The sequence below is a fragment of the Olleya sp. Hel_I_94 genome (assembly GCF_007827365.1).
GTDB lineage: Bacteria > Bacteroidota > Bacteroidia > Flavobacteriales > Flavobacteriaceae > Olleya.
In genome coordinates, this window is record NZ_VISI01000002.1 from 5,001 (window position 1) to 19,684 (window position 14,684).

The following is a 14,684-nucleotide window of genomic DNA, read 5'->3' on the forward strand; positions in this document are numbered from 1 at the left end:
CCACTAGTTTATCATTACTAAGTTGCATGTCTACCATTTTGTTTCCTTTTATCTTACCAAGTTTTATCATAGTAGTTGTGGATATCATGTTGAGTACTAGTTTTTGTGCTGTACCTGCTTTCATACGTGAACTACCCGTTATAAATTCTGGTCCTACGACTACTTCAATTGGAAATTGTGATGCTAAGCTTAAAGGACATTGCTTATTTGATGTTATACATCCAGTTGTAATACCTTCTAAATTACATGTATTAAGCGCTGATATTACATATGGTGTTGTACCTGATGCAGCAATACCAATTACGACATCTTTATCTGTTACATTGTATTTTGTTAGGTCTTTCCATCCTTGGGTTGTAGAGTCCTCTGCAAACTCAACTGCTTCTCTTATTGCTTTATCTCCACCAGCGATAATACCTATTACTACGTCATAGGATACTCCAAATGTTGGAGGACATTCTGATGCATCTACAACTCCTAGACGTCCACTTGTTCCTGCTCCAATATAAAACAGTCTGCCACCTTTTTCCATTTTTATTACGATTTGTTCTACTAAAGCTTGAATTTGAGGAATCGCTTTTTTGACTGCTGTTGGGACAGTTTGATCTTCTATATTTATGTTTGTTAATAGGTTGTTTATAGACATTTTGTCTAAATTATTGTAATTGGAATCTTGTTCTGTTGTTTTTGTAAATTGCATAGTCTAAATGGTACTACTGGTTTGCGTTAGGGATTGAGGCATTTGTTGGAGCTCCTCGCAGAGAGCGACTGCCGAAAGCGCGACCCTTGTGGTAACGCCAAAAAATTATTGTACAATATAAGTAAATTGATACGCTTGTGAAACTCTGAAATAGCCTAAAGGAAAATTATCTGGATTTGTAATGTTTATACAGTTTCCTCTAACGGTTGCTGGTTGTGCTTGAAATGGTCCGCCACCATTATCAGAAGTTTGTTGAAGCAATAAATCCATAAATTGATAAAATTGTTGGGATACTCCATAATTATTTATGGTAACTATGTCTGTTTGTTGTAGATCTTCTTCGGAATAGAATGCGAAAATTTGATTACCATCAGTAAATTGATCGTCATATACTTCTAGCACTGGAATTTGTGGTATGTCTGATATGAATTCGAAAAAATAGTAGTTATCTATATTTGCAGGGTCTGTATAAAAGGCCTTAAGTTCTATATCTTCGCCAGAAAAACCACCTTCGTTATTTTGTTCTATATATTCTATTGGAGTTACGCTTGTCAATACTTCTGTACCTATGTATGTTTGATCGTCATATATAATTGTTAGGGTATATTCTTGGTTTAGTTCAGGAATGAATGAATTGGTTTTGTATATTCCTGTATTTTCTTGTTCCAAGAATGTAAAAATATTACTATTACTGTCTTCAACAAATACGGTTGCGTTATTAGCAGGAGGAACTTGATTATCGAAAAAAGGAGCTGTTAATGTCAATTTTATTTGCTGCTCTGAGCCATCTGAATCTTCAAACCAATTTAACGATGCCTCGATTACTAATTTGCGGTCTGATGTTGGTACTTTTAAATCTATAACATCTTCACAACTAAAAAATAGAGATACAATTAATATATATAGTGCGTTTTTCATTTTTTATTAAAATTTAAAATTGTAGGATATAGAAGGGATTAGTCCAAATATTGATAATCTGGTTGCTTCATTTGTACCTGTCATTCTGTTTTCTCCAAATGTTATTGATGCTGCATTACGACGATTATATACATTGTAAAGCCCAAATACCCAATAACTTTGCCATCCTGATGTCTTATCTGGTTTTGGTGTGTAATTTGCTGATAAATCTAAACGATGGTATGCTGGCAATCTGTCTGAATTACGACTGCTATAGCTTGGTATATTTATACCGTTATAGGAATATTGACCATTTGGATATGTTGTAGGTTGTCCTGTTTGAAATAGAAAATTAGCATTTAATTTCCATTTTTTATTCCAGTCATAGCTAGTGGTTAGAGATATATCATGTGTTTTGTCATAAGCTGTACTATACCAATTACCATTGTTTATTCCTGTTTCGGTTGGTGTGCGACCTGGTGTTTTTTGCTCTGATTTTGATAGTGTATAAGCTAACCAACCTTTAAAACGTCCTTCATTTTTTCTTAAAAGCACCTCTAGTCCATAAGCTCTGGCGTCTCCATTTAATATTATTTGTTCTATAGCATCGTTTGCAATTAAATCTGCACCATCTATATAGTCAATTCTGTTTTCAATTTTTTTATAATATGTTTCTACTTCTAAACTATAGCTATCGTCATTAAAGCTTCTAAAATAGCCTACAGCAACTTGATCTAATAATTGTGGTTTTACATATTTACCACTGGGTGTCCAAATATCTAAAGGTGTTGGTGAGGATGTATTAGATAATAAATGTAAATATTGTGACATCCGATTATAGCTTGCTTTTACAGAAGAATTTTCGTTTAGTTGGTAAGCCAATGATGCTCTAGGCTCTAGGTTTGCAAAACTTTTTATAACGTCACTTTTACTAAAACTTTCTGATCCTGTAGGAGTTGCTTTTTGATAGATTTGAAAATCATTATTAAATACTATTGCTTGATCATTTTGATACGTATTTAACTGATTTTGGCCTAATCGTAAAAAAGAGCTTAAACGTAAACCATAGCTTAAGTTTAACTTATCTGATAGTTTATGTTCGGCATCAACATAAATTGCATTTTCAAAAGCATATTTATCTGTTAATTTAAATGGATTTATTCCAGAAGTTGGTGTAGATGGTTTTATATCTCCTGGATTAAATTTATAGTAGATACTATTTAAACCATATTGAAGTTTAAAGCCATCAGTAACGTAATGTTTAAAATCGTATTTAAAATTGAAGTTTTGAATTCCTGAATTCCAATCAAACTCGACAAAATTTAGTTTTAAACCATAGTAGTAATCGGAATATATTAGTGACATGTTTGAGAATAACTTGTCCGAGAATAAATGATTCCATCTAAAATTTACTACTGTGTTACCATAAATGTTTTCAAAACTATCTGTAATACTAAAGACATCTCGTCCAAAATAACCAGAAAGATAAATACTGTTATTGTCGTTTAAATCGTAACTTAATTTTGTGTTTAAATCGTAAAAATATGCTTTGTTATCTATATCAAACAGTGGTAAAAATAAATGCGCATAACTACTACGACCACCAAATAGAAATGAACCTTTGTCTTTTTTTATAGGACCTTCAGCAAGTATTCTGCTAGATACAATTCCTATTCCTCCATTCATTTTAAACGTTTTACTGTTTCCTTCTTTTTGATAAATGTCTAATACTGAAGATACGCGTCCTCCATAACGTGCAGGAATTCCACCTTTATATAATTTTATATCTTTGATGGCATCCGGATTAAAAACAGAAAAGAAACCAAATAAGTGCGATGAGTTAAATACTGTAGCCTCGTCCAATAAAATAAGATTTTGATCTGCTGCTCCACCACGTACATTAAAACCAGAAGATCCTTCTCCTGCATTAGTAACACCTGGTAGAAGTGTTATTGCTTTAATTACGTCTGCTTCTCCAAAAACAACCGGAATATCTTTAATGGTAGCAGAACTAAGTGCGTTAACACTCATTTGAGGTTTTTTAATATTAAGCTTTTCTATGTTTTCAGTAATAATAACTTCGTCTAAGTTTTCAAAAGACTCTTCTAAGCTAAAATTTTTGGTAATATTTTTATCTAATATTATCGTTTCTGATATATCAGAAAAACCTAAATAGGAAACAACAACTTTGTATGTGCCTTTTGGGAGTGTGATGGAGTAGAAGCCATATTCATTTGTGACTGCTCCAGTATTTAATTCAGGTACTATTACATTAACACTTATTAATGTTTCGTTACTGGCACTTTCTATTATTTTACCGCTTAGCGTAAATTTTTCTTGAGCAAAAATTAGTGTGCTACTAATTAAAAGCAAGAATAATATACCATTTTTTATATAATTCATTGGTTGATTTTGATTAGTAAAAATAACTAAAAGCAACTTTACATATTCTGTTTTAAGGTGTTAAACTTTATTTAAATATAGTTTGTAGTATTTTGAAGTTTGGAAGTTTAGAAGTTATATAGGTAACATTTTGAATGCGGATTTTAGACAAAATAAAAAAAGCTTCCATTTGGAAGCTTTTTTTATATAATTAAAGTTATGATTTAGATGCTTTTAAGCAAGTCATTAAATAATTGAATTGGTCGCATTGCTTTAGCTGTTAATTCTTCGTTTGGCGAATAGTAACCTTCAATATCTACAGCAACACCTTGAATATCGCTTAATGCTGATACTATTACTTTTTCTTCTGCCTTAAAGGCTAAAGCAACTGGAGCAAATTGTGCTTTTAAAGTAGCATCTTTATCTTGGTTTGCTAATGCTTCTGCCCAATACATTGCTAAGTAAAAGTGGCTTCCTCTGTTATCAATCTCACCAGATTTTCTAGAAGGCCCTTTTTTGTTTTCTAATAATTTCTCGGTCGCATCATCTAGTGCATCACCTAAAACTTTAGCTTTTGGATTATTATTAACTTGGCTAAAATGCTCTAAAGAGACTGCAAGAGCTAAAAATTCTCCTAAACTATCCCAACGTAAGTGATTTTCTTCAATAAATTGTTGTACGTGTTTTGGAGCAGATCCTCCTGCACCAGTTTCAAATAAACCTCCACCATTCATTAATGGTACGATAGACAACATTTTTGCAGATGTACCTAATTCTAAAATAGGAAATAAATCTGTTAAGTAATCACGTAATACATTTCCTGAAACAGAGATTGTATCTTCTCCAGCTTTTACGCGTTTTAAAGTAAATTGTGTTGCTTTAATTGGAGATAAAATATGAAGTTCTAAACCTTCTGTATCGTGATCTTTTAAATATGTATTTACTTTTTTGATTAATTCCGCATCGTGTGCTCTATTTTCGTCTAACCAGAAAACAGCAGGAGTTTGTGATGCTCTAGCACGAGTTACCGCTAATTTAACCCAGTCTTGGATTGGTGCATCTTTAACTTGACACATTCTCCAAATGTCTCCAGCTTCCACGTTGTGAGAAATCAATACTTTTCCGTCAGTATCAATAACTTCTACTTTACCATCTGCATCAATTTCAAAAGTTTTGTCATGTGATCCGTATTCTTCAGCTTTTTGAGCCATTAATCCAACGTTTGGTACTGTTCCCATTGTTGTTGGGTCAAATGCTCCGTTTTCTTTACAAAAGTCAATAGTTGCTGTGTAAATTCCAGCATAACTACTATCAGGAATTACTGCTTTAGTGTCTTGAGATTTACCATCTGCATTCCACATTTGACCAGAATTTCTAATCATTGCTGGCATTGATGCATCTATAATAACATCACTTGGTACATGTAAGTTTGTAATCCCTTTATCACTATCTACCATAGCTAAAGCAGGATTTGCTTTATAAGCAGCATCAATATCTGCTAATATAGCATTGCGTTCTGACTCTGGTAATTCGTTTAGGTTACTTAATAAGTTTCCAAATCCATTATTAACATCTACACCAATTTTTTCAAAAGTAGCACTGTGTTTAGCAAATACGTCTTTAAAAAATACACGAACAGCATGACCAAAAATAATTGGGTCAGAGACCTTCATCATTGTTGCTTTCATGTGTAAAGAAAACAATACACCTTTATCTTTAGCATCTTTAATTTGTGCTTCTAAAAATGTAAGTAGTGCTTTTTTACTTAATACAGTTCCATCAATAATTTCACCTTTTAATAATCCTAAGTTATCTTTTAAAATGGTTTCATTTCCAGATGCATCTGTGTGGACAATTTTGATAGTTGTAGCATTATCTAATGTTACAGATTTTTCGTTATGTGCAAAATCACCTTCAGTCATAGTTGCGACATGTGATTTTGAATCTTTTGACCAAGCTCCCATTGAGTGTGGGTTTTTCTTAGCGTAATTTTTTACAGCTTTTGGTGCACGTCTATCAGAGTTACCTTCGCGTAATACTGGATTTACAGCACTACCTTTAATTTTATCGTAACGTAATTTAGCATCTTTTTCTTTATCATTAGTTACTTCTTCTGGGTAATTAGGTATAGCAAAACCTTTAGCTTGCAGCTCTTTAATTGCAGCCTTAAGTTGTGGTACAGAAGCACTAATGTTTGGTAATTTAATAATATTAGCTTCTGGAGTTTTTGCTAATTCTCCTAAATAAGCTAAATCATCAGAGACACGTTGATCTTCCGTTAAAAAATCAGGAAAAACTGCTAAAATACGTGCTGCTAATGATATGTCTTTAGTTTCTAATCCAATTCCAGAAGAGGCTGTAAATGCTTGAACGATTGGTAAAAATGAACGCGTTGCTAAAGCTGGTGCTTCATCTGTAATGGTATATATAATTTTTGGTGAATTTGACATAAATGTAAATGTGTATTAGTTTAATTTTAAGCTTCACGAAGATACAAAAAATAGGAGGTTTTTTAAAACGAAAACGTTTACTTAACAACCCATTTAGTTGGAAACTAAATTGAGAGTGAGTTTATTGCGGATTTAATAAAATATAGATAAAATTTTAAGAAATCTGAATTTTATAGTGATCTAATAACCCCTGAATTTGGTCTTTCGAAAATTTTGCGCCTTTAATTTTATTATTTTCAGGATGAATAGAGTAGTTGTAAGAGGTTAAAAAGTTAGCTTGCTCTATGTTAGTATTAAAAAAGATAGCGTATTTAAAGTTACAATTGTCAAAAACAGATTTTGAGACATTAGCTTCTGTAAATTCTGTTTTTTCAAATTGACAATTAGTAAATTTTGTATTAATTAATTTAACTTTATAAAATGATGCAAAATTAAGTTGACAATTATTAAAAGTCATAGACATTAATAATTGGTTACAGTCATTAAATAAAACGCCTAAAAGCTTACAGTTTTCAAAAGCTACATCTTTAAAGGTTGTGTCTGATGTTTTGCTATTACTTAGGTCACAATCTATAAATTGACATTCTAAAAATGTAATAGTGGATAAGTAACAAGCATTAAAATTACAGTTTATAAACATGCAATTATCATATTCTGCTTTTGGTAATTCTGTTAAAGTAAAGTCTTTATTTCTATAAGTTTTATCTGCTATAAAAGGTATATTCATTTTTACTATTTGCAGTAAATATACTTTAATTGACAGTAAAACAAAAGCCATAACATAATAGACTTAACTATTGTTGCTATGGCTTTTTTGAGATAATATTTTGCTGACTTATCTAATTTTCATTAGATCAATCCAAAACTTTCGTTTTACATTTTTTCAGTTCAAGCTAATATTAAATCAATAGTACATTATAAGAGTAACTTTCAAAATGTATTGACCTGTTACTAAATGTACTTAGTAATTGTTTTTCTTGATGTTTACCTTTTAATTAATAATTTAATATCAATCATATACAATAAACATTGTTTTGTTCAAGTAACTTTACTTTCACTACGTTACTTTACTTAAAACTTTCAACTTTACTTTTTAAATCCTGTCAAACAAAACTTAAATTATAAAGTATCATGGTTTTTAAGTTGCACGACTACACCTGCAATTTTCAAAACCTCAAAAAACAAATAAAACTAAATCAAATTCAACATTTAATTGAAACCAATATTGCTATTGTTATTAATTGTTTTACTAAATTAAAAAATATCTTTTAGATTTTAAAGAAAATAAGACTTTAGATATCAACTAGTTATGAACCGCACTTATTAACAAAAGTTAATAACAACAAAAGCCTAACTTAAATAAGTTAGGCTTTTTAATATAACTAAGGTTGAAGAAATTATTTTCTTCTTGCTTCTTTAATTCTAGCTTTCTTACCAGTAAGACCTCTAAAGTAAAAGATTCTAGCACGACGTACTTTACCTTTTTTGTTGATTTCAACTTTTTGTAATGCAGGTAAGTTAATTGGGAAGATACGCTCTACACCAATAGTTCCTGACATTTTTCTAATTGTAAACGTTTCAGAAGATCCGCTACCTCTTTTTTGAATTACTACTCCTCTAAAAAACTGAGTACGTACTTTTTCTCCTTCTCTAATTTCATAGTACACAGTAATTGTGTCTCCAGCTGAAAATTCAGGAAAGTCCTTTGTTGTTACAAACTCGTCTTGAACAAATTTTATTAAAGATTCCATCTTTATTTAATTTTAAATGATTGATTCAGAGTAACATTCACGTATCTCGCCAGAGGTTAATCCGAAATTGGGTGCAAATATAGTTAAAAAGTAAAAAACAGAAAGTAAAAATGTAAAAAGTTTGTCTGTTTTTTTAGATACACGTAAAACATGTTGTCTATTTGTCTAATAAATCTGGTCGTCTGTCTTTAGTACGTTGGTAGGCTTGGTCTTCTCTCCATCTTTCTATATTAGCTGCATGACCACTTAATAATACTTCAGGGACTTCAAGACCTTTGTAATTACGTGGTTTAGTATAGATTGGAGGAGCCAATAAATTATCCTGAAAACTGTCTGTTAATGCAGAGGTTTCATTACCTAAAACACCAGGAATTAATCTAATTACTGCATCACATAATACTGCTGCACCTAATTCTCCTCCAGAAAGCACATAGTCTCCTATAGATATTTCTTTGGTGATAAATAAATCTCTTACGCGTTGGTCTACACCTTTATAATGTCCACAAAGTATGATAATGTTTTCTTTTAAAGAGACTTGGTTAGCTATGCTTTGGTTTAAGGTTTCGCCATCAGGCGTCATGTATATAACCTCGTCATAATTACGCGCTTCTTTTAATTTAGAAATGCATTTGTCTATAGGTTCAACCATCATGACCATACCAGCTCCACCACCAAATTGGGTGTCATCAATGGACTTGTAATTATCTGTGGTGTAGTCTCTTAAATTATGAAAATGTACTTCAACCAAATTAGCCTCAATTGCACGCTTTAAAATAGAAGCTTCAAATGGACTTTTAAGTAATTCTGGTAGGACAGTTATAATATCAATTCTCATGGTTTTGCTTTATTGAATGCAAAGATAGATGAAATTCTTTAACTTAAATCTTGCTTGAATAACATGATTAAGCTGTTTTGTTATGGTTGTAGTTTTAGTAATTAAACAATTCCAAAGAAAAAACTATGATTATTAATTACAGATTAAGTCCTTTTTATATCAGGCGTTTTAATAGAGATTGAATAATAAAGGCAATGACCATAACTATTGCACATCCTACAAAGTTTAACCATAAAAAAGGTAGATTAATTATTTCATATTCATTTAAAAAGAATAATCCAATAACTAAAACCTGTGTAATTAAAGCAGCTACAAAAACAGCATTAGCTTTAATTTGCTTAAAGAAAAACGCTAATAAAAATATACCAAGGACGTTACCATAAAATATTGATCCAATAATATTTACTAATTGTATTAAGTTTTCTGCTAGATTGGCGACGCAAGCGACACCAATTGCCATGATTCCCCAAAGTAATGTAAAACCTCTTGAGGCCTTAACCATTTCTTGGTCAGTTTTTGGACCAACTCTATGTTTATACAAATCGATTGTAGTTGTACTAGCTAAAGCGTTAAGCTCTGATGCTGTACTAGACATGGCTGCACTTAAAATAACAGCTAATAATAATCCAATTAATCCTTTAGGTAAATTATTAAGTATAAAGTGTATAAAAACATAATCCTTATCATTACTTTCAACTTTTAAACCTTCAGCTTCTCCAGCTTTTTTAATCAAATCTCTAGCTTGCGCTCTTATTGTGTCGCTTTTGGCATTATAGCTAGCTATAAGGTCTTGATTAACTTTACCATCAGCGTTTGCAAACTCAGTAATGGTTGCTTTTTTTAGATCAAAAATTTCTTTCTGCTCTAATTGCAACGCAGCATACTCATTTGCATATTTTGAATTTAAAACAACTTCTGTTGCAGTGGGATTAAAATTTATGGGAGCATCGTTAAACTGGTAAAATACAAATACCATTACACCTACTAGCAGAATAAAAAACTGCATTGGTACTTTTAGTAATCCGTTAAAAATTAATCCTAAACGCATTTCTTTTACAGATTTACCAGACAAATAACGTTGCACTTGACTTTGGTCAGTACCAAAATACGATAGCATTAAAAACGTACCACCAATTAATCCACTCCAAACTGTATATCTATTATTTAAATCGAAAGAAAAATCTAACACTTCCATTTTACCGCTTGCTCCAGCAATATCTAGAGCTTTTTTAAAAGTAATATCATCAGGTAATTGGTTTAATATTAAAATGAAAGCTATTACCATTCCTGTAAAAATGACTACCATTTGATGTTTTTGAGTCACATTAACTGCTTTTGTACCTCCCGAAACCGTGTAGATTATAACTAATACACCTATAATAATATTTAGTAAAAGAAGGTTCCATCCTAAAACTGCAGATAAGATAATAGCAGGAGCAAAAATGGTTATTCCTGCTGCTAGACCACGTTGGATTAAAAACAGTACTGCTGTTAGTGTACGTGTTTTACGGTCAAATCGGTTTTCTAAAAACTCGTAAGCTGTATATACTTTAAGTCTGTGATATAATGGTATAAAGACCATGCAGATTACAATCATGGCTATTGGTAATCCAAAATAAAACTGCACAAAACCCATTCCGGAATGAAATGCTTGTCCAGGCGTACTTAAAAAAGTTATAGCACTAGCTTGTGTAGCCATTACAGATAATCCTATGGTCCACCATTTGCTGGTACTTCCACCTTTTAAAAAATCTTGTACGTTTTTACTACCTCTGGTTTGATACGTTCCGTAAATAACAATGGTTAACAATGTTCCAATTAAGACAATCCAATCTAAACTTTGCATAATTTAAAACAATTTAGTTATTAAGTAAAATGCAATAATATATAGCGCATTTGCAACTAAAAGAATTGTATATAACGGTTTCCATTGGTACTTAGGTTGGTCTTGCATGATTTAGTTTTTTAATCCGTTATCATTAGTAATATCTTGTTTTCCTATACTTAGCATATTTGCAAATAATCTGTAAGCACCAGATACACCAACAGGGAATTCTCTAAAAAAGCTTAATCCAGTGTATATATAGTGTCCTTTTCCATGTTTGGCAACTAAAAGACTTCCTGTTTTAGCAGTTTCGTCTTTATCATGCATGGATAGGATAGGAGTGAAGTCTGATGACCATTGGTCAGGAAAATACAATCCACGTTCTTGCGTCCAACCTTCAAAATCTTTAGTGGTTATCTTGTTAGGAAAATTAAGTAACTCGTGGTTTGGAGCTAATAAGGTTACTTCTGCATTTTCATCTGTAACTCTATCTCGTGATAATTGTAAATTAAAAGGTGCAATATTATCTACTTTGATACCACGATTGGTGTTGTATTGCACAATCATGTTTCCTCCTTTTTCAACAAAATTAAATAAAATATCTTGTTTAAATTTTAGGGATTCGACAATGTTATAAGCTCTAATACCAACCACAACTGCATCAAAAGCACTAAGTCGTTCTGGAGTAATGTCTTCTGGTTGTAAAATCATAACGTTGTAGCCAATTTGTTTTAAACTTTCTGGTACCACGTCTCCTGCACCTTCAATATAGGCTATGTTTTCGCCACGTTTTTTAATATCTAATCGCACTATTTTGCTTTCGCTAGGAAGTAATACCGTTTGAAACGGAATATGCTCGTAGTTAATTTCTACTAATTCCTTGGTGTAAGTCTTGTCGCCAATGGTAACCATTGGACTAATTAAACCTTCGCTTTGGTTTTTAGGCGGAATGATAGTAAATATAAAAGTTTGTTCTTGTCCTTTATTAGCTATAGTTATTTTTTGCTTTTCTGGAAATACAGACCAACCATTAGGATGGGCAATGGTAATGTAACCTTCTAAATTATCTTTTCCCGCTTGAACGGTTACAGGGATTTCTTTTTGTTGGTCATTTTCAAAAATGATAACCTTTTGATTGATTTTTGCCGAAGCTTCAGGAATAATTTCAAATGGTCTATACAATTCACCTTTATCAGGTTTTGAGTAACGATATACTAAATCTTTAGTAACCGTAAACGCAAATCCATTGATGTTTAGATTAAAATCTATGGTAATAGCACGTGGTGTTTCCGGTTTACCAATTAGACTTTTGTCTTCAACTTTATACATTCCTAAACTCCCTTTTTGATTTAACCAATATGGTCCTGTAGGTTGTAATGTATTAGCAATTGTTATTTTTTCTTTTAACTCTTGTTTATCATTTGCTTTTAATAATTTTCCGTAAAAGTTATCAGAGTTATTGTTTGAAATAGTATAACTGTCTAATTTAATAGTGGCATTGCTTCGGTTTAAGGCTTCAATATCTATATCAATAATTTGACCTGTTGACGCTGTTGGTGTGTTAGCTGAAGCTTCTAAATATAAACCAGCACAAGCTTCTATAATTTTATTAATTTCTTTAATTTTTTGATCTTTCCATTGTGGGCTATCAATCGCTAAAATTAATTGTCTAGCTTGTAATAGTTGATCTAAATGTGCTGCAGGATTTTCAAAATTAAAATTAGATTCTACATTTTTTAAAATAGTTTCAATTTTTTCGCCACCTTTTACTCTTGTCCAAGTCGTATTAATGCCATCAAAAATATTGGATTTGTCTTTAGGTAAATCGCCTTTTATTAATTCGATATATTCCGTTTGACTACCTCTTTGGGATAAACGACCAAAACCTTGACATAAATGTTGGCTACTAGCAAGTGCAGCAATTTCGTTGTTAGATACACCTAAAGCAGGATAATAAACACCAATATCAAAGTTTAATAGATTGGTTTTGTCTGCTTCTTCAAATTTTTCTTCGCTGCCATAAAACCACCAAGAGGTATTAAAAAACTCACGTTTTGGTTGCCATGTTCCGTATTTTTTAACTTGATCTGGATATGCATTTTTATCGTTAGCTAGATCAAAAGCTTCAACGCTTAACATAGCAGAACTTGTGTGATGACCATGAGTTGTACCTGGACTTCTGTGGTCAAAACGGTTTATTATAATATCTGGTTTAAATTGTCTGATAGCTAAAACAACATCACTAAGGACTTCGTTTTTGTTCCAAATAGCTAATGTTTCGTCTGGATGTTTAGAGTATCCAAAGTCATTTGCTCTTGTAAAACGTTGCTCGCCACCATCTGTGCGTCTTGCAGCAAGTAACTCTTGCGTACGGATGACACCTAAAAGTTCTCTAAGCTCTGGTCCAATTAAATTTTGTCCACCATCACCTCTAGTTAGCGATAGGTAGGCTGTACGTGCTTTTACATGGTTAGACATGTAAGATATTAATCGTGTGTTCTCGTCATCTGGATGTGCAGCTAGATATAAAACTGAACCTAAAAAGTTAAGCTTTTTGACTGCTTGATGAATTTCTGAAGCGTTTAATTTTTCTGGTTGTTGAGCCTGTGTAGAAAAGGAATAGCACAGTAAAAATAGGACCGAAGCCAATAATTTTTGCATGATTGTTTTTTCAAATTTGAAACTGTTTCAAATATAAACAAGTCATTAAGGGAATGCAGTATTTTTAGATTTCTTTAACTTTAATTAACAGTTACCAATTACAGCCATTTTTTACGTTTAAAATAAACAAGCATTCCTATTAAAACAACAACCATGACTATCCATACAATGTAATATCCATATTTATACTGTAGTTCTGGCATGTTAGTAAAATTCATCCCATAGATTCCAGCAATAAAAGTTAATGGAATAAAAATGGTTGCAATAATAGTTAGTACTTTCATGACCTCATTCATTTTATTACTAATGGTTGTCATGTACATGTCCATTAAACTCCAAATCATTTCTCGGTAAATGTCTATATTTTCAGTCACCTGAATAATATGGTCGTAAACATCCCTAAAGTAATGGGTAGTTTTTTCTTCAATTAAAGGGTTGTCACTTTTTTCTATTCGATTTATTATTTCGCGAAGCGGAAAAATTGCACGTCGTAGTTTTAAAATTTCACGCTTAAGATTTTGTATTTGTTGCGAAATTTGCTCTTGGGTTAAGCCTGTAAATAAATCGTCCTCAAGGTCTTCAATCTTGTTACCCATAATCTCTATAATAGCATAGTAATGGTCAACAATTGCATCCATTAAGGCATACATTAAATAGTCTGAACCTTCTTCGCGTACACGTCCTTTTTTTTGTCTAATTCGATCTCTAAGACTATCAAATACATCGCCTTCTGCTTCTTGAAAAGTCAATACATAATTTTTACCCATGACAATACTGACTTGTTCAGAGACAAGTTTTTCGTCTGCATCGTAATACATCATTTTTAAGACTATAAAAAAGTAATCTTTATACTCGTCAATTTTAGGACGCTGTGAGGTGTTAACAATGTCTTCTAAAATTAAAGGGTGAAGCTTGTAATGTTGTCCAATTTTTTCAATTTGGTCAATAAAATTAAGTCCGTTAAGATTAAACCACGTTACGGTTTCAGAGTCTTTAAAATTAAAGGCTTCCTCGACGGTATTTAAATCCGCCTCTTTATAACTGTCTTCGCTATAATCAAAAGCATTTAAATGTAATACTTTGTCTTCTTTATTTCCAGTATAAACTAAAGCTCCAGGAACTTGTCCTAAGTGCTTTTTGTAATTTTGAGTGCGTTTTTTTTGTCTTTTTTTAGCCATAAGTT

General features: G+C 31.8%; 10 protein-coding genes (1 of these 10 only partly in view). All 10 read right to left on the bottom strand.

Going from position 1 to position 14,684, the window contains the following annotated elements; all coding sequences use genetic code 11:
- Window positions 1-700 carry the 5' portion of an N-acetylmuramic acid 6-phosphate etherase gene (gene murQ / locus JM82_RS03090; protein WP_145001128.1) on the bottom strand. 119 nt of this gene lie to the left of the window's left edge, so 700 of the gene's 819 nt are visible here — the first part of the coding sequence; its start codon is at window positions 698-700; its stop codon lies off the left edge, out of view.
- 105 nt (window positions 701-805) lie between these two features.
- The gene (locus JM82_RS03095) at window positions 806-1,618 is read right to left on the bottom strand and encodes a DUF4249 family protein (protein WP_145001130.1); all 813 of its coding nucleotides are present in this window, start codon (window positions 1,616-1,618) and stop codon (window positions 806-808) included.
- A gap of 6 nt (window positions 1,619-1,624) precedes the next feature.
- A complete protein-coding gene (locus tag JM82_RS03100; protein WP_145001132.1) occupies window positions 1,625-4,000 on the bottom strand; it encodes a TonB-dependent receptor in 2,376 nt (791 codons plus the stop codon).
- Window positions 4,001-4,203: 203 nt separating this feature from the next.
- A complete protein-coding gene (locus tag JM82_RS03105) occupies window positions 4,204-6,429 on the bottom strand; it encodes an NADP-dependent isocitrate dehydrogenase (protein ID WP_145001135.1) in 2,226 nt (741 codons plus the stop codon).
- 154 nt (window positions 6,430-6,583) lie between these two features.
- Window positions 6,584-7,156 carry a pentapeptide repeat-containing protein gene (locus JM82_RS03110; protein WP_145001137.1) on the bottom strand — a complete coding sequence of 191 codons (573 nt, stop codon included), beginning with the start codon at window positions 7,154-7,156 and terminating at the stop codon, window positions 6,584-6,586.
- Between the two features lie 670 nt (window positions 7,157-7,826).
- On the bottom strand, window positions 7,827-8,180 hold the full coding sequence (gene rplS, locus JM82_RS03115) for a 50S ribosomal protein L19 (RefSeq protein ID WP_145001139.1): 354 nt from the start codon (window positions 8,178-8,180) through the stop codon (window positions 7,827-7,829).
- A gap of 157 nt (window positions 8,181-8,337) precedes the next feature.
- Window positions 8,338-9,015, bottom strand: coding sequence for a tRNA (guanosine(37)-N1)-methyltransferase TrmD (gene trmD / locus JM82_RS03120; RefSeq protein ID WP_145001141.1), 678 nt, complete (start codon window positions 9,013-9,015; stop codon window positions 8,338-8,340).
- A gap of 154 nt (window positions 9,016-9,169) precedes the next feature.
- Window positions 9,170-10,861 (bottom strand): sodium:solute symporter, encoded by a 1,692-nt coding sequence (locus JM82_RS03125; protein WP_145001144.1) that lies wholly within the window; start codon window positions 10,859-10,861, stop codon window positions 9,170-9,172.
- 111 nt (window positions 10,862-10,972) lie between these two features.
- On the bottom strand, window positions 10,973-13,501 hold the full coding sequence (locus JM82_RS03130) for a PIG-L family deacetylase (RefSeq protein ID WP_145001146.1): 2,529 nt from the start codon (window positions 13,499-13,501) through the stop codon (window positions 10,973-10,975).
- Window positions 13,502-13,599: 98 nt separating this feature from the next.
- A complete protein-coding gene (gene corA / locus JM82_RS03135) occupies window positions 13,600-14,679 on the bottom strand; it encodes a magnesium/cobalt transporter CorA (protein ID WP_145001148.1) in 1,080 nt (359 codons plus the stop codon).
- Window positions 14,680-14,684 lie beyond the last annotated feature (5 nt).